Source organism: Aliivibrio sp. 1S175 (assembly GCF_001690985.1).
Taxonomy (GTDB): domain Bacteria; phylum Pseudomonadota; class Gammaproteobacteria; order Enterobacterales; family Vibrionaceae; genus Aliivibrio.
This window is the reverse complement of record NZ_MAJS01000035.1, coordinates 223,429-245,388: the sequence shown is the minus strand read 5'-3', so window position 1 is coordinate 245,388 and position 21,960 is coordinate 223,429. Positions and strand designations below refer to the sequence as shown.

At 40.4% G+C, this 21,960-nt stretch carries 21 protein-coding genes and 1 riboswitch; of the genes, 10 read left to right on the top strand and 11 right to left on the bottom strand.

From position 1 onward, the window contains the following. Positions 1 to 75: 75 nt before the first annotated feature. The 9 genes from A6E06_RS12480 to thiE all read left to right on the top strand — a co-directional run bounded on the left by A6E06_RS12480 (position 76) and on the right by thiE (position 8,367). Positions 76 to 1,473, top strand: a complete 1,398-nt coding sequence (locus A6E06_RS12480) for a YcjX family protein (RefSeq protein ID WP_065593403.1) — start codon at positions 76 to 78, stop codon at positions 1,471 to 1,473. Then, complete coding sequence (locus A6E06_RS12475) at positions 1,470 to 2,507, top strand: YcjF family protein (protein WP_065593404.1); 1,038 nt, start codon at positions 1,470 to 1,472, stop codon at positions 2,505 to 2,507. The genes A6E06_RS12480 and A6E06_RS12475 overlap by 4 nt, the downstream gene beginning before the upstream one ends. Before the next feature lie 63 nt (positions 2,508 to 2,570). After that, positions 2,571 to 2,668, top strand: a riboswitch (TPP riboswitch). A 100-nt stretch (positions 2,669 to 2,768) separates the two neighbouring features. Next, the gene (gene thiD / locus A6E06_RS12470) at positions 2,769 to 3,623 is read left to right on the top strand and encodes a bifunctional hydroxymethylpyrimidine kinase/phosphomethylpyrimidine kinase (RefSeq protein ID WP_065593405.1); all 855 of its coding nucleotides are present in this window, start codon (positions 2,769 to 2,771) and stop codon (positions 3,621 to 3,623) included. Between the two features lie 5 nt (positions 3,624 to 3,628). Beyond that, positions 3,629 to 4,396 carry an ABC transporter ATP-binding protein gene (locus tag A6E06_RS12465; protein WP_065593406.1) on the top strand — a complete coding sequence of 256 codons (768 nt, stop codon included), beginning with the start codon at positions 3,629 to 3,631 and terminating at the stop codon, positions 4,394 to 4,396. A gap of 55 nt (positions 4,397 to 4,451) precedes the next feature. Continuing rightward, entirely contained in the window at positions 4,452 to 5,207 is a 756-nt protein-coding gene (locus A6E06_RS12460; RefSeq protein ID WP_255312093.1) for an ABC transporter permease, read from the top strand. A gap of 27 nt (positions 5,208 to 5,234) precedes the next feature. Beyond that, positions 5,235 to 6,182: an ABC transporter substrate-binding protein gene (locus A6E06_RS12455; protein WP_065593408.1), complete on the top strand. Its 948-nt coding sequence runs from the start codon at positions 5,235 to 5,237 to the stop codon at positions 6,180 to 6,182. Between the two features lie 33 nt (positions 6,183 to 6,215). Further along, positions 6,216 to 6,878 (top strand): thiaminase II, encoded by a 663-nt coding sequence (gene tenA, locus A6E06_RS12450; RefSeq protein ID WP_065593409.1) that lies wholly within the window; start codon positions 6,216 to 6,218, stop codon positions 6,876 to 6,878. 54 nt (positions 6,879 to 6,932) lie between these two features. Continuing rightward, positions 6,933 to 7,736 carry a hydroxyethylthiazole kinase gene (gene thiM / locus A6E06_RS12445; protein ID WP_083190330.1) on the top strand — a complete coding sequence of 268 codons (804 nt, stop codon included), beginning with the start codon at positions 6,933 to 6,935 and terminating at the stop codon, positions 7,734 to 7,736. Between the two features lie 10 nt (positions 7,737 to 7,746). Continuing rightward, positions 7,747 to 8,367 (top strand): thiamine phosphate synthase, encoded by a 621-nt coding sequence (gene thiE, locus A6E06_RS12440; protein WP_065593410.1) that lies wholly within the window; start codon positions 7,747 to 7,749, stop codon positions 8,365 to 8,367. A gap of 41 nt (positions 8,368 to 8,408) precedes the next feature. Here the strand turns inward: thiE and A6E06_RS12435 are convergent, their stop codons facing one another. From A6E06_RS12435 to A6E06_RS12410, 6 genes are all read right to left on the bottom strand, one after another. After that, the gene (locus tag A6E06_RS12435; protein ID WP_065593411.1) at positions 8,409 to 9,191 is read right to left on the bottom strand and encodes a GGDEF domain-containing protein; all 783 of its coding nucleotides are present in this window, start codon (positions 9,189 to 9,191) and stop codon (positions 8,409 to 8,411) included. 336 nt (positions 9,192 to 9,527) lie between these two features. Beyond that, positions 9,528 to 10,256: a DsbA family protein gene (locus A6E06_RS12430; protein WP_065593412.1), complete on the bottom strand. Its 729-nt coding sequence runs from the start codon at positions 10,254 to 10,256 to the stop codon at positions 9,528 to 9,530. 10 nt (positions 10,257 to 10,266) lie between these two features. After that, on the bottom strand, positions 10,267 to 10,803 hold the full coding sequence (locus A6E06_RS12425) for a protein disulfide oxidoreductase (RefSeq protein ID WP_065593413.1): 537 nt from the start codon (positions 10,801 to 10,803) through the stop codon (positions 10,267 to 10,269). After that, a complete protein-coding gene (locus A6E06_RS12420; RefSeq protein ID WP_255312092.1) occupies positions 10,803 to 12,902 on the bottom strand; it encodes a protein-disulfide reductase DsbD in 2,100 nt (699 codons plus the stop codon). The genes A6E06_RS12425 and A6E06_RS12420 overlap by 1 nt, the downstream gene beginning before the upstream one ends. A gap of 61 nt (positions 12,903 to 12,963) precedes the next feature. Next, positions 12,964 to 13,275, bottom strand: coding sequence for a hypothetical protein (locus A6E06_RS12415; RefSeq protein ID WP_255310596.1), 312 nt, complete (start codon positions 13,273 to 13,275; stop codon positions 12,964 to 12,966). Positions 13,276 to 13,509: 234 nt separating this feature from the next. After that, complete coding sequence (locus A6E06_RS12410) at positions 13,510 to 14,208, bottom strand: metal-dependent hydrolase (protein WP_065593416.1); 699 nt, start codon at positions 14,206 to 14,208, stop codon at positions 13,510 to 13,512. Positions 14,209 to 14,264: 56 nt separating this feature from the next. Between A6E06_RS12410 and A6E06_RS19835 the strand changes: the two genes are divergently transcribed. Then, positions 14,265 to 14,435, top strand: a complete 171-nt coding sequence (locus A6E06_RS19835) for a hypothetical protein (RefSeq protein ID WP_141676963.1) — start codon at positions 14,265 to 14,267, stop codon at positions 14,433 to 14,435. Between the two features lie 169 nt (positions 14,436 to 14,604). On the opposite strand, the gene A6E06_RS12405 is transcribed toward A6E06_RS19835, so the two are convergent. The 5 genes from A6E06_RS12405 to A6E06_RS12385 form a co-directional block, all read right to left on the bottom strand. After that, complete coding sequence (locus A6E06_RS12405; protein WP_065593417.1) at positions 14,605 to 15,273, bottom strand: OmpA family protein; 669 nt, start codon at positions 15,271 to 15,273, stop codon at positions 14,605 to 14,607. 155 nt (positions 15,274 to 15,428) lie between these two features. Further along, the gene (locus tag A6E06_RS12400) at positions 15,429 to 15,986 is read right to left on the bottom strand and encodes a DUF1566 domain-containing protein (protein WP_065593418.1); all 558 of its coding nucleotides are present in this window, start codon (positions 15,984 to 15,986) and stop codon (positions 15,429 to 15,431) included. 2 nt (positions 15,987 to 15,988) lie between these two features. After that, positions 15,989 to 17,488 (bottom strand): DUF1566 domain-containing protein, encoded by a 1,500-nt coding sequence (locus A6E06_RS12395; protein ID WP_065593419.1) that lies wholly within the window; start codon positions 17,486 to 17,488, stop codon positions 15,989 to 15,991. Further along, on the bottom strand, positions 17,485 to 19,800 hold the full coding sequence (locus A6E06_RS12390; RefSeq protein ID WP_065593420.1) for a proprotein convertase P-domain-containing protein: 2,316 nt from the start codon (positions 19,798 to 19,800) through the stop codon (positions 17,485 to 17,487). Before A6E06_RS12390 ends, A6E06_RS12395 begins: the two co-directional genes overlap by 4 nt. A gap of 9 nt (positions 19,801 to 19,809) precedes the next feature. Next, positions 19,810 to 21,945 carry a TonB-dependent hemoglobin/transferrin/lactoferrin family receptor gene (locus A6E06_RS12385; protein ID WP_065593421.1) on the bottom strand — a complete coding sequence of 712 codons (2,136 nt, stop codon included), beginning with the start codon at positions 21,943 to 21,945 and terminating at the stop codon, positions 19,810 to 19,812. Between the last annotated feature and the right edge of the window lie 15 nt (positions 21,946 to 21,960).

The window sequence follows — 21,960 nt, the reverse complement described above, 5'->3', positions numbered from 1 at the left end:
CTATCTTGTTCATGGGGTGTTCAGAATCAGTTCTGTACACTCCATTTGTTGTTTATAGAAAAGAGAGAAATATGAATGAGCAGATTAACCAAAGAAATGAATAAATTAGTTAGCCGTAGTATGGATCGCCACGTCAAATTGGCGGTTACAGGGCTATCGCGTGCAGGTAAGACGGCATTTATTACCTCTTTAGTTAATCAGTGCTTACATGCCGCATCAAGTGATAAATTGCCTTTGTTATCAGTGACTCGTGAAGGCCGAATGATTGGTGCGAAACGCATACCGCAATCAAATCTTTCTATTCCTAGTTTTACTTATGACGAAGGAATGGACTCGCTACTTTCTGTGCCACCAACATGGCCAGAGCCAACACGAGATGTGAGTGAGTTACGTTTAGCGATAAAATTTAAACCAAAGTCGGGTTTCTTAAAGCATTTACAAGACAGTGCGACCTTGTATGTGGATATTGTCGATTATCCGGGTGAATGGTTATTGGATTTACCGCTTTTGGATATGGATTATTTAGCGTGGTCTAAACAACAGCAATCGAATTTAACTGGGCACCGTAAAGTGTTGTCTGAAGCTTGGTTGCAAGAAGCGAAGAAGTTAGATCCTCTAGCGCCTGTTGATGAAAAGCAACTTGCTCATATTGCTGAGTTATTTACACAATATCTTCATGATTGTAAGGATTCTCAGGGATTACATTGGGTGCAACCGGGGCGATTCGTTTTACCGGGTGAGTTAGCAGGCGCGCCTGTTTTGCAATTCTTTCCTTTTATGTTTTTGCATAAATACACAGAAGAAGAGTTGGCAAAAGCGAAGAAAGATTCAAACATCGCCGTGCTTAAAAAACGTTATCAGCACTACCAACAACATGTAGTGAAAAAGTTTTATAACGAGCATTTTAGACATTTTGATCGTCAAATTGTATTGGTTGATTGCTTACAGCCGTTAAATGCGGGTGAACAATCATTTAATGATATGCGTCAGGCTGTCGATCAGTTGATGCGTAGTTTCCAGTATGGCAAAAGCTCAATGCTTAAACGTCTGTTTTCCCCAAAGATAGATAAAGTGTTGTTTGCTGCCACCAAAGCCGATCACGTTACGCCTGAACAACACCCCAATATGGTGTCGCTGTTGCAACAAATGATCCACCAAACATGGCAAGAAACCGCTTACGAAGGCATTAAAATGGAGTGCATGAGCATTGCCTCAATTCAAGCAACCACCGCGGGAATGATTGAGGACGACGGTGAATTGTTTTCTGCAATATCAGGGGTCACCGCCGATCAAACACCGATGATGATGTTTCCGGGTGAGGTGCCTAAACGTATTCCGAGTAAAGCCTACTGGGAAACAGAACCGTTTAATTTTATGAGTTTTCAGCCGTTAGAAAGTGAGACTGACAAACCGCTACAACATATCCGTATGGATAAGGCGATGCAGTTTTTATTAGGAGACAAATTAGTATGAGTGAATTAAAAAAACAGCGCGTATTTCAATCTGAGCCTCAATTTACAGAAAATGAGCAGACAACAGAATCGCTGAATACTCAAAAATTGTTCGAAGAAACACAAACTTTTATTCCTCAAGCCATTGAAGACGAAAGTGAATTGGATGATCTTGATATTGAAACGCCATTAGTGAAAAAGAAAACCCATTGGAGTATTAAAACACTGATTGGTGGATTCCTTGGATTAACAGTATGGCAAAGTATTGATCATGTTATTACCGCGATTCAAACCGCCGATTTCTTATCATTGGGTTGGGCGGGATTAATCAGTTTAGCGGCGTTAATGGGGGTGACGGCTATTAGTCGTGAACTATGGACGCTACGTAAACTTAAAAACCGTGCCGAGATCCAACATCAAGCCACTGAATTGATGGAAGGCAATGGTATTGGGCAAGCAAAACCGTTCTGTGAAGCATTAGCTAAGAAAGGAGCGACGGCGAATACGGCAGAATATACGCGCTGGGAGAACAGCATTGAATCACATCATAACAACGCTGAAGTATTTGAAATGTATGACAGCATGGTGGTGTCAGAGCAAGATAAACGAGCAAAAGCATTAATTAGTAAACACTCAGGTGAATCAGCATTGATGGTGGCATTAAGTCCATTAGCTGTGGTGGATATGTTATTAGTAGCGTGGCGTAATATTCGATTAATCGAACAAGTTTCTCAAGTTTATGGGGTAGAGCTTGGCTATTGGGGCCGCTTACGTTTGTTCAAAATGGTTTTGCAAAACATGGCGTTTGCAGGAGCAACTGAAATGGTGACGGATGTTGGTGTTGATATGCTATCTACTGGCCTTGCTGGTAAATTATCAACCAGAGCAGCACAGGGGTTAGGGATTGGTTTATTAACGGCACGTTTTGGATTAAGAACCATGAATTTAATGCGTCCATTGCCATGGCAAGTAGGTGAAGCGCCTAAGCTTTCTGATATGCGTAAAACGATAGTTGCTCAATTAGCATCCAAATTGAGTTCTCAAGATAAGAATTAACTAATACAGTTATCATTCTCATAAAAAAGCATACTATTTACAAATCGATTAGTGATAGTATGACGCCATTAGTCGGGGAGCCAATAGGCTGAGATCGCAATAGCGAACCCGTTGAACCTGATTCAGTTAATACTGACGTAGGGAACTAATGGTCTTCTTGAAACGATCTCTCTGATTAGTTTCTTTTAATGAGATAGCACCTACTCGGTATCTTTATCTCATGTGACTGTTTTTCCTAACCGTTAGTTAGGGAAAATAAGTATGCCTTCGTTACACACTACCGCACTTTTATCGACATTATCTGCAACAACACCGATTGTACTAACCATTGCTGGCTCTGACAGTGGTGGTGGCGCAGGCATCCAAGCTGACATCAAAGCAATTTCTGCAACCGGCAGTTATGCGTGCTCTGTGATTACCGCATTAACGGCTCAAAATACGCAAGGCGTGACGGGCATTTATCCAATCAACAGTGAATTTGTTGAGCAGCAACTTGATGCTGTTTTTTCTGATTTGAATGTTATCGCCGTTAAAGTCGGCATGTTAAGTGATTCTGATATCATCCGCTCTGTTGCGAAAAAAATAAAACAATACTCTCCTCGCTATCTTGTGGTTGACCCTGTTATGGTGGCAACCAGTGGTGATCTTCTTCTGCAATCCTCTGCTATTGAAAGCCTTAAATCCGAACTACTTCCTCTTGCCGATGTTATCACGCCAAACCTCCCTGAAGCGGCGGCACTCATTAACGCTAAAGTACCCGAAAGTGAAGCTGAAATGACGGCAATGATTGATGAACTTCGTCAATTAGGTGCTAAATCAGTATTGCTAAAAGGTGGGCATTTAGAAAAGGATGAGAACAGTACTGATTTACTGATTTTATCTGATTCCATAGAGCGTTTATCGACACCCCGAATTGAAACTCGCAATACACATGGCACGGGCTGTACGTTATCGTCAGCGATTGCTTCATATTTAGCGCAAGGTCATGAGTTACAGGCGGCAGTAACACTAGGTAAGCATTATATTACTCAAGCGATTATTCATGCGGATGAACTGAATATTGGTCAGGGGCATGGGCCTGTGAATCACTTCTTTGCTTTACATACTCAAGAGTAACGGGAATGAACAATCGCATTAGTGCCGTCATTTCTAATGGGGCGTTACAGTATAAAGACAGCGAACAGCCTATTATTTTCAATCTAAATATGACGATCCCTAAAGGAAAATGGACCGCCATATTAGGTAGAAGTGGTTGTGGTAAAACCTCTATTTTGCGTTATCTCGCAGGATTATTGACCGATAAAGTCATGTGGTCAGGGGATGTTTCGATTGATGGCGTAGACGCATTAGAAGGCAATATCGCGTACATGGCGCAACAAGATTTATTGATGCCGTGGTTAAACGTAATAGATAACGTCTGCTTTGCCGACAAGTTTGCAACGAACTCTCGCTTTAATTCAACGAAACCGAACTCGGATAAACACAGAGCGCATGAACTTTTAGAGTTAGTTGGACTAAAAGGGCACGAGTTTACGATGCCGTCGCAATTATCGGGTGGAATGCGGCAGCGTGTGGCGTTAGCTCGGACATTAATGCAAGACAAACCAATGGTATTAATGGATGAACCTTTTTCTGCGTTAGATGCCGTCACTCGTTATCGCCTGCAAGATCTTGCTGCTCAAGTGTTAGCAGATAAAACCGTTTTATTGATCACGCATGATCCACAAGAAGCGTTAAGACTGAGTGATGCGGTTTATATCATGCAAGGACAGCCTGCTTCAGCGGTCTCCTTACCCGTTCCAAGTACGTCGATACCTCGCAAGATTGATGCAGAGTTGGCGGTACTTCAACAGCAGATAATTGATACGTTAGAGGTCGATTATGTCTAAATCACTCCTTATAAATCCGACATCAGCAACGATAGGAAAGGTAACGCAAAAACCAATGCTACAAAACGTGAAATCCTTAATAAGAATCTTAATCAGTGCGGTGGTTATTCTTGGGTTGTGGCAATTCATCGTAATCGTTTTTGCTTTACCAAGCTTCATTTTACCGAGTCCATTGGCTGTCTTTACTAAATTAATACAACGATACGATGTGCTACTTGCTCATTCATGGATAACGGCTCAAGAGATCTTACTTGGTCTTGGTTTGGGCCTTTCTATGGGGTTGTTATTTGCGCTTCAAATGCTGTTATTTGATCCACTTCGCCGTTGGTTATTACCAATTTTAATTGCGAGTCAAGCAATCCCCGTTTTTGCTATAGCACCTATTTTGATGTTGTGGCTAGGCTATGGCATTGCATCAAAGGTCGTGATGGCGGCATTAATTATCTTTTTCCCTGTGACTACCTGTTGTTATGACGGGCTGCGAAATACCCCTAGTGGTTACCTTGATTTAGCCCACACGATGGGTGCATCAAAATGGCAATTATTAAAATACGTTCGCTTACCTGCGGCTTTACCTGCCTTAGCGTCTGGTATCCGTGTTGCTGTTGTTGTCGCACCTATTGGTGCAGTCGTTGGTGAATGGGTAGGGTCAAGCGAAGGCCTCGGCTATTTGATGCTGCAAGCGAATGCTCGAATGATGATAGATGAAATGTTTGCTGCGTTATTTATTCTCGCGGCGCTATCCGTCAGTTTGTATTTTCTTGCGGATGTATTGATTCAAAAACTCATACCGTGGCAACACGATAAATAAATTCATAATAAAAGGACTCATTGAATAATGAAAAATAGAGTAATTAAAGGGGCGATGGCTCTGCTTATTTCAAGCTACTCCATGATGGCAAGCGCGGAAGACAAAGCGATGACATTAATGTTGGATTGGTTTGTAAATCCGAACCATGGGCCAGTGGTTATCGCACAACAAAAAGGCTACTTCAAAGAAGAAGGCCTAAATGTGACGATTCAAGAACCCGCCGATCCAAGTATGCCGGCAAAATTAGTGGCGGCCAATAACATTGATTTAGCCATTTCTTACCAAACCAGTTTAACGATTGATGTAGCGGCAGGTTTACCGTTAATTCGTTCAGCTACTCTTATCGCTACGCCATTAAACACCTTAATGGTACTGGATAACGGCAAGATAAACTCTTTAGCTGATTTGAAAGGCAAGAAGATTGGTATTGCGATTGCGGGTAATGAAGACGCTACGATAGGAACGATGCTGAATACAGAAGGGGTTGATTTTTCTGAGGTTAAAATCATCAATGTCGGTTGGGCATTATCGTCGTCATTAGCTTCAGGAAAAGTGGATGCTATTTGGGGAGGGCTACGTAATTTTGAAACCAATCAATTGGCATTAGAAGGCTACAAAGCGAAATCGTTTTTCCCAGAAGAGCACGGTGTGCCCTCGTATGATGAGCTTGTTTTTGTTGCGAACGCTAAGACGTACGATGCCGATACGCTAAAGAAATTTAACCACGCTATCGAAAAAGCGACGCAGTTTATTGTGAATCACCCTGATGAATCGTGGAAAACCTTTGTTTCTTACGCGCCAGACACTCTAAACAATGAATTAAATAAACGCGCATGGAATGACACGTTAACGCGTTTTGCTTTACGCCCATCAGCGGTTGATTTAGAGCGCTACAATCGTTTCTCTGAGTTTATGTTCAAGCATAAGATCATAAAAACACAACCTAAAGCTCAAGATTTTGTGCCGGTGTTGTAATCCATTTTTCCTATTTATTTTTAGAGAATCAGTATGAATCATCAAGACTTAATTCAAGCGTGTCAAAACGAGTGGACCGAATACACTGAGCACAGCTTCGTTCAACAATTAGCGCTTGGAGAGCTAGCGCATTCGTCATTTCTACATTATTTAAAACAAGATTTTCTGTTTTTAAAGCAGTACACAAGAGCGTATGCCTTAGCGATTTATAAAGCGAGAACGTTAGCAGAAATGCGAATGGCGTTACCGAGTGTACAAGCGTTATTGAGTTCTGAAATTGCACACCATGTGACTTATTGTAGTGAGTGGGGCGTGTCAGAATTAGAGATGGAAGCAGAGCCAGAAGCCTTTGGCACGGTCGCTTACACTCGATTTGTATTAGATACTGGCATGTCTGGTGATGTCATTGATTTATACGCAGCATTAGCACCGTGTTCGATTGGTTATGGGGTGATTGGCGCGCAGCTACTAGCAAGAGAATCAACTAAGCTTGAAGGCAATCCGTATGCGAATTGGATCAAGATGTATGGTGGTGAAGAGTTTCAATCAGGCGTGCAAAAAAGCATTACACAGTTAGATGAATTGCTTGCCGATATCGACCTTGATAGTCAGCGTGGGCAGCGTTTGTGTCATATTTTTAAAACGGCGACTCGTATGGAAGTGGCGTTTTGGCAGCAAGGATTAGATGAAGCCTAATTGTTGATGATTAGTACTCAATTAATGAATAAGCGAACGAATTAAGGAAGAACAATGACGGTCATGAACACGCAAAAGATTATTGACGCATTAGCGATATTACGTGAGAAAAAGCCATTAGTTGTGAATATTACCAACTACGTCGTGATGAATAACACTGCGAATGCGTTATTGGCGTTAGGTGCGTCACCAATCATGGCGCACAGCCAACAAGAAATGGCAGAGATGATGAGTTTCTCTGGTGCGTTAGTCATTAATATTGGTACGTTGGATAGCGTATGGACACCAAGAATGCATTTCGCGGTAGAGCAAGCAAACCTTAATAATAAAGTGGTGGTGCTTGATCCGGTGGGATGTGGTGCAAGTCAACTTCGTACCCAAACCGCGCGTCAAATCGCAGAAGCCGCGAATACACTGATTATTCGTGGTAATGCCTCTGAGATCATCGCTTTAGCGGGTGAGAACGCGCAGAGCAAAGGCGTAGATGCATTAGACAGCAGTGATTCTGCGTTAGGTGCGGCTTGTTATGTCGCGCAGCAGTATCAATGCAGCGTCGTTATTTCGGGTGAAACTGATTATGTAGTTACGAAAGATGCGCAGTACCAATTGAATAATGGCCATGCGATGATGCCTTTTGTTACGGGAATGGGTTGCACACATACTGCATTAACGGGTGCTTTTGCTGCAATAGGTGAGCATTCAGGGGTTGCAGCTACCGCTATTTTAGGCATTGCAGGTGAAATCGCCGCAGAGCAATCAGCAGGTCCAGGTAGCTTACAAATGAACCTATTAGATTCACTTTATCAGCTAGATGAAGAAACGATTACACGTCGTTTGAAATTAACGATTAATGCATAGGTTTCGTAATATGAATAACCCTTATACATTATATTTAGTGACTGACGATCAACAAGATATTGATACGTTGTGCCACGTTGTTGCAGAGGCAATAAAAGGCGGCGTAACCATGGTGCAGATCCGTGAAAAACATGGTGATGTACGTGCTTTTATTGAACGCTCACTAGCGATAAAAAAAGTATTAAAAGACAGTGGTGTACCATTAATTATAAATGATCGTGTTGATGTGGCATTAGCGGTGCAAGCGGATGGGGTTCATTTAGGTCAATCGGATATGCCTGCAAACCTTGCTCGTCAATTGATAGGTCCTGATATGATTTTAGGGTTGTCTGTTGAAAATGAAACGCAGTTGCGTGAAGCGCAAGATCTGCCAGTTGATTACCTTGGTATCAGTGCGATATTTTCTACGCCAACTAAGACTAATATTATTAAAGAGTGGGGCATTGACGGTTTAACGAAAGCGGTTAAAGAAAGCAAACTCCCACTTGTTGCCATTGGTGGAATTAACGAAACGAACATTAAGAAAGTAGCAGATACTCAAGTGGATGGTATTGCTTTAGTGTCGGCAATTTGCCATGCAACATCGCCAAAGCAGGCAAGTGAAGGGTTACTTGAATTGATGGGACGTTAATTGTTCTATTAGTTAGCTTATCAATATGAAATTTGAGCACTTTAGGTGCTCTTTTTTAGTGATTTTTTCATTTTATACATCGCTTTATCTGATTGTATTAATGCTTCTTCAAAGTTTTCTTTCGTTGCTTTTTCAATCCCGTATGAGAATGAAATAAGATCATTTTCTAATGTTTTATAAACACTAGCGATATATGAGTTTGCTCGATTAGGCTGAGTGATAACAATAAATTCGTCTCCCCCTGCTCGAAAAGCCATTTCTTGTTTTAAGCAATGCTCTCTAAGAACTTGAGCAAAACGAATGATCATAAGATCGCCAATGGCATGACCTTTCATGTCATTTATTTTCTTTAAACCATTTAAATCAAAGTAAATTAGATCAAACGATGATAATGAGATATCGGTAAACTTTTTTCGGTTATATAGTCTTGTCAAATCGTCTTTCATACTTTCTTTTATAATATTTGCCACTATCGTTGTTAGCCCGATAGCAATTAATAAGAAAGCGACTAATAACGTTCCATCATCGAGAATAGTATCAATGATTTCATAGTTGTCAGAATATTTATCAAAGAATGGAATTTCAGTTAATAAATCATAACATTTATTAAATAAAAGTAGGTAAGCCCCATTCATTATTTTAGAGTATGGAATAAGGTGTGGCTTTACCGTAAGGAAAATATAAACAAGTAAAATGAGCGTAGCACCTTCAAAAAAAACATCTGAAATAGAATCAAAACCTACATAACGACTCATTGCAACGATGGCAATTAATAGTAAGGTTGAAATACCGACAGCGATGATAGAAACATTAGATTCAGGCATATTAGTTCAATCTATCCTTGTTGGGTTGATGTTAAGAATACTTAATTTTCCTCAAAAAATAAACGAAATATTTCAACATTACAGGCAATTTAAATGATCGTTTAATATAATAGTACATAAAAAATGCAATTTTATAAATATAGGGTGTTGTTACCGTGAAATGAAGGGTTATTATTTTTATAAATGAAAGGTCGGCGGCTTACAATATAGAAATGTATTGATTATCAATGGTTAATTAATTGATCTACTTTGGTGAGAAAGACTATATATTTTATAATGATGAAAATTAAATAAAGTAGCTGTGGTACAGGTAGGCCACAGCTACTTTATTCTAGCTTATTTTAACTGAGCTTTTATCGTTGCTTCTAATTGGTCTTGAGGAATAAATCCTGGGATAATTTCATCGCCAATGATCAAACTTGGAGTGCCTCTTAAACCAAGTTGAGAGAATATGTCTTCATTTTTTTCAACAAGTTCTTTTTTCTTTTGATTGGGCGTTAAATCTTTCTGAGTATCAGTAAGATCGGCAATCTTCATTACGGAGTTACTGTCATGTCGTGATGGTTTTGCCATCATTAGACGATGTACCTCGGCAAATTTAGAACGGTCATTTTCCCACACATTTAATGCGTACCATGCTGTATTGGTTTTTAGTCCTGGGATCATGCGCTGTTGAAATGGGAGCAGAACATTTACAACGCGGATTTCTGGATGTTTTTTAATCACTTCAATTAATCCTGATTCTAAACGCTTACAATAAGGGCAGTTATAATCGGTGAAGTTGATGATCGTTAGCTTTGGATTTTCAGCACCAAAATAAGGTTGTTCAGGGTTGTTGTATAAGTAATCATGATTCTGTTTTAAAGTATTTTCCAGAGTTTGTTGTCCATCAATATATTGAGTTAAATTTGAATGTAACCCTTCAATAATGTTTGGATTTTGACGTAATAGATCGGATATTTCAGTTAATTGCTTTTCTTGGTTTGGCGTAAGGCTTTCTGCTGAGACCAATGGTGAGAATACAAGACTTGCTGCGATTGATACGGATAATAGTAATGATTTCATGGAGTGACTCCTAAGCGAATAATAAACGTAGCCACAAGCCCATTGGGGTTGTAACGCCAGTTGTAATTGAAGATATTTCACCGTTTTTTACGATGACGATCGATGGGGTAGCCGTAACTCCCCATTCTTTACTAATACTGCCCGTTGAATCATTAATCACGGGAAACTCATAGCCTTTGTAATTCATGAATGTCGTTAACCGAGTATTATCACCGGAGGTTATAGCGACAGAAACAACGTGATGCTCACTTGATAACCAACTCACGCTTGGGCTAACAACATTGCACACTGGGCACCATGTACCCCAAAAATAAAGTAAGACGGGTTCATCTTGACTCATCTTCTTAATGTCTACCCATTCGCCCTCGATTGTGTTGATTGACAGGGAAGGAATAGTTTCTGATGGCATGTCTTGGCTACGCCAAAAATCAACGGCAATAGAAAACAAGGTAATGATAAGCGTGAATTTGACGATCTCTTTTACCCAACGGGTGATCTTTTCTTTCATCGTTTGTGTCTTTTTTGGCGTTATGTCTTTCTTTGCCATTAGTCTGTTCTCCCTGCATATTCCATGGCTTGAATAACGTCATCACTGGTTAATAGCACTGACAATGGTAATCCCTGAGGCGCATTGGGGCCATAAACGACATTGAGTGGCACCCCAAATCGTTGATGGCTTTTTAAGTAATTGGTGATTTTATCGCTTGGGTGCGTCCAATCGCCTTTCATGGTAATGACGTTATCTTGCTGTAATGCTGAATACACAGGATCTTGCAAAATCACACCAATCTTATTGGCCTTACAAGTAATACACCAATCAGCCGTTACATCGACAAAAACCGTTTTTCCTTGTTTAACGTATTCATCAATGGCGTGCTCATTAAGTGGCTGCCAAGCAAGGTTATCTTCAATAGGGCTAGCCCAGTGTTTTGTTGTCATGCTGCCAATAATTAGCGCAGCACTACTTGCAAATACAATGACAGCAATAATCGCAATAACAGTGTTTTTACCTTGGGTTTTACCTATTTGATACAGTAAGTATGTGCTGAGTAATAACCCAATAATGGCAGCTGATAGCCCACCAATAAATGGTGTAAGTAAACTCAGTAACCACAATGTGGTGATTAACATCATGAGGCCAAAAATGAGTTTGACTTTATTCATCCACATGCCCGGTTTTGGCATAAACGAAACAAGGCGAGGGAATAAAGCAAAAACCAACCAAGGTAGTGCCATACCTAACCCTAAGAAAGTGAATATCATCAACATTTCAAGGGTACTTGCACCTAATGCAAAGGCAACCGCGGTACCCAGAAATGGCGCACTGCATGGGGTTGCGAGTAAGGTTGCAAACATCCCTTGTACAAAATGCCCAACCGTTGAATCATTCCCTTTGTTTGCAAGAGAGGTAGAGAATCGACTTGGTAATTGAATTTCAAATACACCAAATAAATTAGCCGTGAATAAGGCGGTTATTGTGACCATAAAACCAATGAAAATAGGGTTTTGGAACTGAATTCCCCAACCAATAGCACTGCCTGTGAACTTTAAGATAAGTAAACCTGCTGCTAATAACCAAAATGAGGTTAATATTCCGGCGGCAGAGGCAAAAAACTGCAAGCGAATTGAGCGTTTACTCGCTTGAGAAGACGCCAGCATGCTGTTCAGTTTCATGCCTAATACGGGCAATACACACGGCATAATATTAAGAATTAAACCACCAAGCAACGCAAAGCCTATCATTGTTAATAAGCTTGTTGATGCCGTTTGTGCAAAAGGCTTGTCATTGATAACAGCCTTCAGCTCATGAGAGAAAAGGGCATCAGACACGGTAATCGAAATAGGTTTGCCGACTAAGTCTGTTTCGCCTAACCAGTTCGTCACCTTATAAGTCGCGGTGACGTCGTTACCATTAATGTCTATTGATGGTTGGGAAAAATAGTCATCGGTAATTTCGCTGCCATCAATGAGGATCTGTGGTTTATCCCAACCTGCATCTTGACGTAATTTAATGTGTAATTGTTGCGACACCTTATTAAAAGAGGCAGCTACTATGGTAATAGAATCACTTGCTGTTGGTACGTTTGAAAACCCTTGTTGGTATAAATGTTGAGCGTCTGCGTCCGTTTCAATATCGGTGAGATTGATAGGAGGTAATTCCAAATCATATTCTGTTAGGACACAAATATTGGTACAAGTTGGCAGGGTCAACTTACCTAAGAAACTAACGGGTTTGGTAATATCATCAACGGTTAACGCCATAGGGAAAACAACATCATGCTTGTAGCCAAGTGTCATTAAGCCTGATTGCTCATAATAAGCAGGGGTAGGCCAATGCCAATCTAAATTAGAAAGGTTGGTTGATTTACTCCAATCGAGTACCGGTGAAACGCCTGCCTCACCAGGTGAGCGCCAATAGGTTTTCCATTCACCATCAAGCTTTACCTCGAGTAAACCTCGTGTTTGATTGTTCTCTTCATCGACTTCACCTGTCAGCATAAAGCGAACTTGTGCCGGTGGATGATCAGGGTGAGTTAACCAACCTGTTGTAATGGGTTGTGCAGATACCGAAAATACCGACAACAAGAGTGTTGACGTTAAAAGAATAGCTAAGCGTAATAGGCTCACTATTTTAACTGGTTGAATTTTAAACACAGTGTTACTCCGAAAATAATTATATAAAAAGATATAAGTACTTACGGTATGTTTATTCTTGAAAGGTACAGAAGGCCAAATGCCGCCGCACACCATAAGAGGTGGTGGGCTCTGTAAATGCATAGGTAGCCCCAGCGTGTTTAAGCATAGACGCAATAATGAGTAGAGCGACGATAAACATGGGGATAGCAAAATCTAAATGAACAGTATGAGCATTAAATAAATGTTCACTGTTATGGCATTGAGAAACACCATCATCAGGAGTTTGAGTGGTTGATTGTTGCTGCAATTGCTCAGTCGCGTCTGGATGAGGCGTTAGTGAGCAAAATGAAGAGAGACCTAAATTTTGAGAAAAGCAAACCATTAGCACAATACTCACTAATATTAGTGACCATGAAGCGAGGTGTTGACGCTTGTATTGGAGTAATGAGAATTTCAAAAAATCAGCTCAACCTTAGGGTGATAACAACAATGCTATTCTATGGAGATAAATAGAAATATCAATGTTGTTTTTGTCATGATTAAAAACAAAAATGAGTAGTTACATTCAGAAGAACAGACAGCGTGAACTTCTGAATGGTTCAATCTTTTTCATTTTTTACCAAATTTTAAATGCTTGCCAGTTACTTAACGTGATAATCGTTGATTCTATCGGAGGGGCGAAAAATGCTAAGATAGCAACAGCAACAAGGAAAACAGTCGTTAATGAGAGATTTGAAAAGTCGGTGAGTTTAAATGCCGAACCAAACGATCGTTTAATTCGTACATTAGCTAAATCGACACTGTATAACTCATCCAACAACAAATGGATTATCCCCCCACAAAAAACAACCCCCCCTGACAGCCATGAAAATAAATCCGCATTTTTAAATTGTTCGTTAATGATGAAGGTTGTGATATTGGTTGTTAATAAACCACAAAATAATAAGAAGAGAATAGAGTGGCATATACCTCGATGAATGGTTTGCCATTCAAATACATTGCGAACGCCATACTTTATAAAAAGATGAATGACTACAGGTAGGCCAATAAGAAGTAAAAATTGTCTTTCATTAATAGCGTCACTAGTAAAATATCGAATACTAAGTAACACGATACAGATCGTGAAAAGATTAAAGATAATATCTAGAGATGTTGAATTATCAGAGTCGATATCAGGCAATAACCCACCAATAGTCCCTAAAAACCAAAGCCATAAGGCCGTATTGAGTTCTATGTGGTTTGCTGATAATAAGGCAGCAGAAGCAATGCCTGAAACGAAAGCGGCGCTGTTAAAATGAGTACTAAAATTTGCCATAGGTTTTTAACGATTTCTTTTGTAAAATAAAGCCTGAATTAATAGAGAAAATAATCATGTTTAAAGTATTTGCATTACTGTTTATCGCACTTGGAATTTATATTGGAATGAATTACGGCGATGAAGTTCAGAACATTATGGATTCAGATGCCTTTGAGAAAGTACAAGAAACTATCGTTGATGGAAAAGATCTTGTCGTAGATAAAATAGAAGACGCGGTTCAATAATTAAATAGAACCAAACTACTTAGCAATTAAGTGGTTTTCCTTAAAATAAAAATCCCCCTTGATGATTAGCATCTTGGGGGATTTTTAATTCTATAGCATCAAATAGTTAAAACCAATCAAATAACTGTATTTATATACAGTTATTTCTGTTTTCTACCCATTTTGATGTTTATTTGAGCGGAAGGATCGTAATTTCAACACGACGGTTACAGGCGCGGCCTTGTGATGTTGAGTTATCACATACTGGGTAACGTTCACCGTAACCTCGAGCGTGAACACGACCAGCGGCTACTTTTTGCTTAATTAGGTAAGTACGAACTGATTCAGCACGCTCTTCTGAAAGAGTTTGGTTTTTAATATCGTTACCAGAACTGTCAGTGTGGCCATCAATTTGAAGAGCGGTGTCTGGGTATTCAACAAGAATACGAGCAACACCATTTAATGTGTTGTAAATGCTAGCGTCTAATTGGTAAGAGCTAGATTGGAAGCCAACACCATTGTCCATGATAAGTTTTAATTCGTTATCACCAACTCGTTCGACTTGTACGCCAGAGCTTTTTAATTCGTCACGTAGAGCTTGTTCTTGGCTATCAAAATAGTAGCCAACACCACCACCAACTGCGCCACCTGCCGCTGCCCCGATTAATGCATTCTTACGACGTTCTTTGGCATTATCGCCAGTCGCAAGTCCAACGGCAACACCTGCAAGAATCCCAGCAAGCGCGCCTTTTGTTGCTGAGTTTGTTTCTGTTTCACCGGTGGTGGCATTTTGGCGCTGAGTCGCTTGGCAACCAGTTAAAGTGATTAGTAGTGCAAGCGCAATAGTGATCTTTTTCATTTTTGTCTCTAGTTATATACATCTGTGCCGGGCAGTCTACTCTTAGATGATCCAAAATCAATGCCTTGGGGTTTTATTATTGATAGAAATACTTATAATTGTATGAAATAGGTCACCTTAATATTCAGTTAAGTATAAGGTGACCTATTTGTATTTTATTCAGCGACTAAAAGAACGCTGAGTTTATGTTGAGCCGGATTATAAGAATAAACTTCCCCATTTGGCGTATCAAATGAGTAAACTTCATTGCCGTTATTTGATGGGGTATTGCTCCAAATATATCCAGCAAGATCACCGACGTCATAGTTAAACGCTTTACCAAAGGCTTTTGTATTAACCGCGGGGCTATAACAAGCGGCTTCTTTTAATGACATGAGTTCTTTGATATTTGGCATTCTCCACTTTTTTATTTCACCAAATTCATGAAGTTGGTGGTTGCCATTTACATCATTAATGGATGCAATCATGGTTAACGCGCTTTGCCAAAAATACGTTTCAGTCGACCCTTCGCATTCTTTGCTGATGTTATTCCATTGCTTTCCAAGTGGACAACGCATCCAAGTTAAGCCCGTTAAATTATCGGCTACCGTACCATTGTCAAAATTGATATAACGGCTGTTGGGGGCAGTGCGAGAGAGATCAGCACTGCATTCTTGTGCAAATGCAGTGATAGAAAAAAAAGAAATAAGTGCAGTAAACATAAATTTGTTCATAATTAATTACCTTGTACTGAAACTAAGCGGGCAGGGAATAAGTAAGAAGGATCATTTTCGTATTCGGCATCAAATTTTAAGGGTGTATTTTCTGTGAATATTTCAATATTACTGACACTGCCTTTACTTCCACCTAAAAGAGTCAATGAATTGAAATTGATGCCACCTTCCGTGTTATAAGGGGAATAGGTACTGTACGTCATTGTTTGATGCCATATTCCACCCACTTCGATGTCAGTGCTTCCTGTTGTTTGATTTGGGAAAAAGTGGGCACTTAGTCCGTAAGTATCCCCATCTTCATTCGTCTTATCTTCCCCAAAATCAATTAAATTATACACCTCATGAAGTCTTGGTAAGCGCCAATTGCTTTTTCCACATAGCTGGATAGAGTTAATGTATTCAGCGTAGTCTTGAGTCGTACAAACGGTATCTCCCTTTGTTTTACAGGTCGCAAGATCTTCATCTTTAAAGAAGGGAGCAACGTTATTTTGCTCTAGCGCTAATTGACGATTCTTAAATTGTATCGAAGTTTCATCCGCCGATTTTACTTCCCAAATTAAACCGCTGCGCTCATCAAGAACACAAGACCACTGAGAGGCTGAGTTGTCTATTTTATTGCCGTCTTGGTTTAATTTTACAAACTTAAACCCATTACCTTGAGTCGCACTACGCTCATTTTTATCAAGTCCAAAGTCGGCATCTTGTCCAGGAAAGCTTTCAGGTGATGTTGCTACGTTATGATCACTATTTTCGTCCGTAAAATAGAGAACGGTTCCTGTGTCATTTAATGGACTACCACTTAATGAAACCGCATTTAACTCTGCAATAAAGGTTGAAGATTGTTCTTCTGTTAATACGCTAGTGACCATATCTATTGGATTATTAATGATATTGGCGCTTAACAACGACAGTATCTGGGTACGGTTTTGGTTTTTAGTGTGTGTCAGCAAGGTGATAATATTTTGTTCTAGAATCGCTAAATCTGGATCTTGTAAATTATCGAGAAGGTTGCCTGAGATTGAAATCCCTTTTGCTGACAGTTGTGCCGTAATCAGAGTGATTGCTTCTGTGGTTGTCATGCCATTGTTCATGTGGCCTGCAATTAATGAACTAATGCCATTAATTTGATTGCCAGTTGATTTTTGAAGACCAGGGGCGACGATATAGGCTTTTGCTAACGTGGCTTGCGATGATTGTGCTGAATGCGAACTAACGGTTTGGAGTACACTTTGTGTCTCTGCCAATAAAGGTAATGTCACAATGTTTTTATTGGTGTCAGTAATCGAGAATTCACCTTTTGAGTTAGCGACGGTACTTGGCTCATTCGCATCACACATTAAATTCTGATTTGTATCGACACAAACTTTGCTGTTTGCTGCGATATGTTGAGTCGCAATAGTGCCAGATACCGTATAACTTGGAACGGAAGTATCTGGAGAATCAGATCCTCCGCAACCGACGAGTGCCAAAGTGGTGGCTAAAAGGGTAAGTTGATATTTCATAGTGTTGTCTTCTTATTGTTGGTAAAAGAAATAGGAAAAGACGGCAGCTGACGACCGCCCATAAATAGGATCAGTAAAAATAACGTGAATAGTGAAAAACTCCCGCCAGAAGAGGCTTTAGCGGCAGTGGTTGATGTCGTTTTTGGTGTTGTACATTGATAAGATTGAATGCTTCCAACGCCCCATGAGATAAGCTTTCCTGAGTCATTAGGTGAAAAGTCGGCGATTTCTAAACGCCAGGTTCCCCAGCTTGGCTCTCCTTTAAAGGGGCTGATTATCGAGTCATGTTTGATGGTGAAATAATCTCGGAATAACGGTGAGGCAGAATCTTTATGGTCTAATAAGGTAACGCGTGTTCCACGGGGAGAAACGAGTGTCACTGTTAAATCAATAAGATGGCTGTGCTCTATATGTAGATAGACTCCAAAGTTATCATCCACACTCCCATTACGGTCTGCTGCGATAAAGTTTACGGTTTGTAATCCTACAATCGGGCGGCCAGAGCTATCAGTTGTTGCGTCTGGGATCCGTGTGTTTATTAAGGGGAAGGTTGACGAAAACGTTGGTGTTCCATTAACTAGTGTCACGTCTTTCGTCCATTCTTTAGTTAATAAAGAAGGATCAAATTGGTAGCTTAAGTTTGTTTCCGTATTAAACGATTGACCACATTGAAGCGCAGTAGGGAGTTTAATATCGATATTGAAAGAATCAAATAGATCGCTGTTGATATCTTTCACTTTGTCATTATTTATGGAAATATCGCCTGTGATCATCGCTTGGCGTTGAGTGGGTAATAACGTGAACTCAATGTGTTTATTCGGAGAAATATAGTGGCTGGTTATTTCTTGCTTAAAGGGCGCAAGAAGCAATCCATGATGAGTGAAGTTATCAGTAAGGATCTGAGCGTACTCTTTGTTTGGGTACAGAGTATTGGCCACAAAAATCATGCTTTCTGTGAGATCATGCATTTTTAAGCCACGTCCTAACCCATACATTGATTCAAGTACAATCGTATCAAACTCTGAGAATGCGGTAATTTCGTAGCGCGTAACCCCTTGTTTTAATGATTGAAAGAGAGGTGTTGACCATAATTCATCCCCGAGCTCTCCCGCAACACTTTCATGAGCACGGTAGTCTGCTTGTTTAAAGTAACGGGCTTTTTGATTCCATAAGCTACGAGTGTTTCTTTTGGCACCAAAGTAGCCATCCCAATTAAATACGGTATCAATTTCAAACTCTTGTCCCGAGCTATTAGCATTCGTAAATTGTTGGCGGTAACTGTAGCTGCCTGCCCAGTAATCCCCAAAACCTTCACCAATCGCGCCGGTGTGACCATAAGCCCAATCAGGAACAATGTGGTAATGAATGCCGTGGCCTAATTCGTGTAAAATAACATCAGCATCAAGTGAATCGGGCGATCCGCCTCCAGTACCAAGTAACAGCGCTTTTGCTCCATAATAGTAGCTTGAATTATTGGCAGACAAAGCGTTAGCATCAAAATCAACAGGGCGATCGAAGATCGTAAATCCTAATGAGGTAATGTATCTAACTGAGGCGTCAAGATGAGTGAATGCCATGATTTGTGTAAAGTTAGGTTCATTTATGTGTGTGGCCTTCAATTCGGCAAGGGAAGAAAACGTAGCCACGCCTTCTTGGGCCAATAATCCAATGTTACTTTCTATTTCTTTTGGATTTTCAGGGGATGTTGGTGTCACTAATGCGAGGGCATCCACTTCTCTTACTCGAGAGTTACTCAAGTAATATTTACCGTTAGATAACAGTACATCATTGTCTTTAATGACGTAGTGAGCAGGGTTAGGGTATTGAGCGATGTCTGTCATTTGTGATGTTGGTTTTGGCTCTCTATCCATGGTTCTTAGATCAGGATCAAACACCGAAAATTCGGCGCGAACAACCTTACCAGTGCTCAGCTCTGGTGGTGGCAGTGATTTTAGTGATCGCGGAGCTTCAAGCTCCGCAGCTGTTGTGGGTTTACCGCTGTTTAGCGTGGTATTTTTTAAGCTTTTAAATATACGAACAATGCGATCATTTTCATTAGTTGATACCACCATGGTTTTTTGTGGTTGATATTGGCCATCAATCCACACATCGAAATTGTAATGTGTTCCTAATATTGAATGAGTTTCATAGCGTAGACGATAATCACCATCGTTCGGATAGGCTTGTTGTAAATATTGTTTGGCTTCTTGTGCTTGCGAAGCGGTCGTTGCATTGGCTAGGTAATCCCATTCTCCTGCAATAGCATGAGATGAACACCACAATCCAATAAGACAAGAAAGATACTTTTTCATTTTCATTCCTTAAAATACGTACTTAGCATTTACGGTGAAGTAACGGCCAGGTTCGGTTGAATACCCTTTTGCAGAATCCATCACACCAGCCACATCTTGATATCGGATGTATTCTTTATCTAATAGATTGATGATGTTTGCACTGAGGTTAAAATCGGAACTAAAGGCATAATTGATACCGAGATCGACGGTTGCCCAACTTGATGTTGTCGCACATTTAGTTTGCATACCTGTTGCTGTGACGCACTCTGGAACGCGATCCATAGAGGTGGCCCAGTTGATGGTGCTGTAAGCTGACAATTTTTCGAGATCGTAAGTCACTCCCACGTTGCCCTCTAATGGGGTTATGGTACGGATGTATTCTCCATCGCCATTTTTCCCATCAACGTAACCTGCCTTTGTGTTCACTCCCCAACGTTGAGTAATTTGATGAGCTAAGGTGAATTCAACGCCGTAGGTTTCAACACCATCCACATTTTGATATTGCTTTAAATAGTTCCCCGTTGATGGATCGAACCCTGTGAGTACGACGTCGATGAACTTTTCGAATTTTTGATAAAAAACAGCAGCATAAACTTGAGTTCGGCCTGAATCGTATTTAATACCATGTTCTATTGAATCACTGGTTTCGGCCTCTAAATCCATATTTGGAATGATTAAGAATGGGGTAAGAGGAACAAAGTCATGGTTGTTATATCCGTAGGCTTTGTCATAAGAAGGCGCGCGATACCCGTGGTTATAAGATAAATAAGTATTAAGGTTATCGGTAAACTGATACGTAGCAGAAAGGCTAGGGGACAGCTCACTGCTGCTCATTTTCTTGACGTCAAACCCTGCTATGGTATTCGATTCATCTGGAGTTAAACGGTGTGCATCAAAACGAAGTCCTCCAGTGAAAATCCAGTCATTTACTTCGACAATATCGCGTAAATAAACGCCAAAAGTGTAAGCTCTCGCTGGAGAGAAAGGTTGTGTTCCCCCAACGTTAATGCCATTCCAGTCAATGGTTGATTTGCTGTTTGGTCGTTCGTATCTATTGGTCGTCATGCTAACGCCATAAGCAAGGCTATGATCTTGATTAAACAGCGTAGAAGATGATGTAAAATCGTTATCAAAACCGATCAATTGATCCGTAAAGCTTTGAACTCTTAATTCTCGGCGTTTTTCTTGAATATTATTACGTTCACGCGACATTAAGCGGTTAATATCCGAGGAGGTTTCGGTACTGCGCCAATACAGCTTTGAGTCTAATTTTTCAAACCATGAATCATAATGGGTATATTCGGCACCAACGTACGCACTGATGTCTTCAATGTGTTCTTTTTGATCATACGTGGCAATCCGCCAAATACCGTCTTTTTGAATAGAGGCCGAGCCCTCTTCACGGATCATTTCTTCGCTGTAATACTCTAGTTTGGCTTTTAACATCAAGCTTTCACCGATGTAGTGGTTTAGAGTGTAAGCGCCATTAATCCCGTCAACATTACGGTTGTATAAATCTTCTTGGTAGTTGCGAGTTTCTTCCCCTTGCCAGTAAGAGACAGTAAATAAACTTTCTGTATCACCTGATCGAAAAGCCAGATTACTGCTGCCTTTATATTTGTTACTAATACCAGAGTAAGTTCCTGATATATCAGAGTAGAAATCGTTATTTTTTAAGTAATCCCCAGGCTGTTTAGTTTCAACAATGACGACACCACCAATGGCACCAGAACCATAAACAGACGAACTTGCTCCTTTTATCACTTCGATAGACTTTACGTTAGATAGATCAAACGAATTACGACCCACTTTGTCATTAATGTCGGAAGCGCCATAACCATCAGACGATTTCACACCATCTTTAATAATGACAATTCGGTTACCTGTCATGCCTCGAATGGTGATGTTTTGTGGACGGCCTGCGCCACCCGTCACACTGACACCGGGTTCACTATTTAACGAATCATATAATTCTGTTGCGCCTTTTTTTTCTAGCTCATCCCCTTTAATTACGGCGATAGATCCCGCTACTTTTGATAGCGGTTGTTCAATTTTATTGGCGGTAACGACCACCTCTTCAAATTGTGTCACCTCAGAATTGGCGTGCACGAAGTTGGCAGTCAGTACACTCAGTACCGCCGCTGTCACAGGGGAAAGCTTCATTTATAGCTCCGTTTT

Bases quoted from the DNA above. Each gene is read 5' to 3' on its own strand.
- A6E06_RS12480 (WP_065593403.1), top strand. From the start codon at position 76: ATGAGCAGATTAACCAAAGAAATGAATAAATTAGTTAGCCGTAGTATG.
- A6E06_RS12475 (WP_065593404.1), top strand. From the start codon at position 1,470: ATGAGTGAATTAAAAAAACAGCGCGTATTTCAATCTGAGCCTCAATTT.
- thiD (WP_065593405.1), top strand. From the start codon at position 2,769: ATGCCTTCGTTACACACTACCGCACTTTTATCGACATTATCTGCAACA.
- A6E06_RS12465 (WP_065593406.1), top strand. From the start codon at position 3,629: ATGAACAATCGCATTAGTGCCGTCATTTCTAATGGGGCGTTACAGTAT.
- A6E06_RS12460 (WP_255312093.1), top strand. From the start codon at position 4,452: ATGCTACAAAACGTGAAATCCTTAATAAGAATCTTAATCAGTGCGGTG.
- A6E06_RS12455 (WP_065593408.1), top strand. From the start codon at position 5,235: ATGAAAAATAGAGTAATTAAAGGGGCGATGGCTCTGCTTATTTCAAGC.
- tenA (WP_065593409.1), top strand. From the start codon at position 6,216: ATGAATCATCAAGACTTAATTCAAGCGTGTCAAAACGAGTGGACCGAA.
- thiM (WP_083190330.1), top strand. From the start codon at position 6,933: ATGACGGTCATGAACACGCAAAAGATTATTGACGCATTAGCGATATTA.
- thiE (WP_065593410.1), top strand. From the start codon at position 7,747: ATGAATAACCCTTATACATTATATTTAGTGACTGACGATCAACAAGAT.
- A6E06_RS12435 (WP_065593411.1), bottom strand. From the start codon at position 9,191: ATGCCTGAATCTAATGTTTCTATCATCGCTGTCGGTATTTCAACCTTA.
- A6E06_RS12430 (WP_065593412.1), bottom strand. From the start codon at position 10,256: ATGAAATCATTACTATTATCCGTATCAATCGCAGCAAGTCTTGTATTC.
- A6E06_RS12425 (WP_065593413.1), bottom strand. From the start codon at position 10,803: ATGGCAAAGAAAGACATAACGCCAAAAAAGACACAAACGATGAAAGAA.
- A6E06_RS12415 (WP_255310596.1), bottom strand. From the start codon at position 13,275: ATGGTTTGCTTTTCTCAAAATTTAGGTCTCTCTTCATTTTGCTCACTA.
- A6E06_RS12410 (WP_065593416.1), bottom strand. From the start codon at position 14,208: ATGGCAAATTTTAGTACTCATTTTAACAGCGCCGCTTTCGTTTCAGGC.
- A6E06_RS19835 (WP_141676963.1), top strand. From the start codon at position 14,265: ATGTTTAAAGTATTTGCATTACTGTTTATCGCACTTGGAATTTATATT.
- A6E06_RS12405 (WP_065593417.1), bottom strand. From the start codon at position 15,273: ATGAAAAAGATCACTATTGCGCTTGCACTACTAATCACTTTAACTGGT.
- A6E06_RS12400 (WP_065593418.1), bottom strand. From the start codon at position 15,986: ATGAACAAATTTATGTTTACTGCACTTATTTCTTTTTTTTCTATCACT.
- A6E06_RS12395 (WP_065593419.1), bottom strand. From the start codon at position 17,488: ATGAAATATCAACTTACCCTTTTAGCCACCACTTTGGCACTCGTCGGT.
- A6E06_RS12390 (WP_065593420.1), bottom strand. From the start codon at position 19,800: ATGAAAAAGTATCTTTCTTGTCTTATTGGATTGTGGTGTTCATCTCAT.
- A6E06_RS12385 (WP_065593421.1), bottom strand. From the start codon at position 21,945: ATGAAGCTTTCCCCTGTGACAGCGGCGGTACTGAGTGTACTGACTGCC.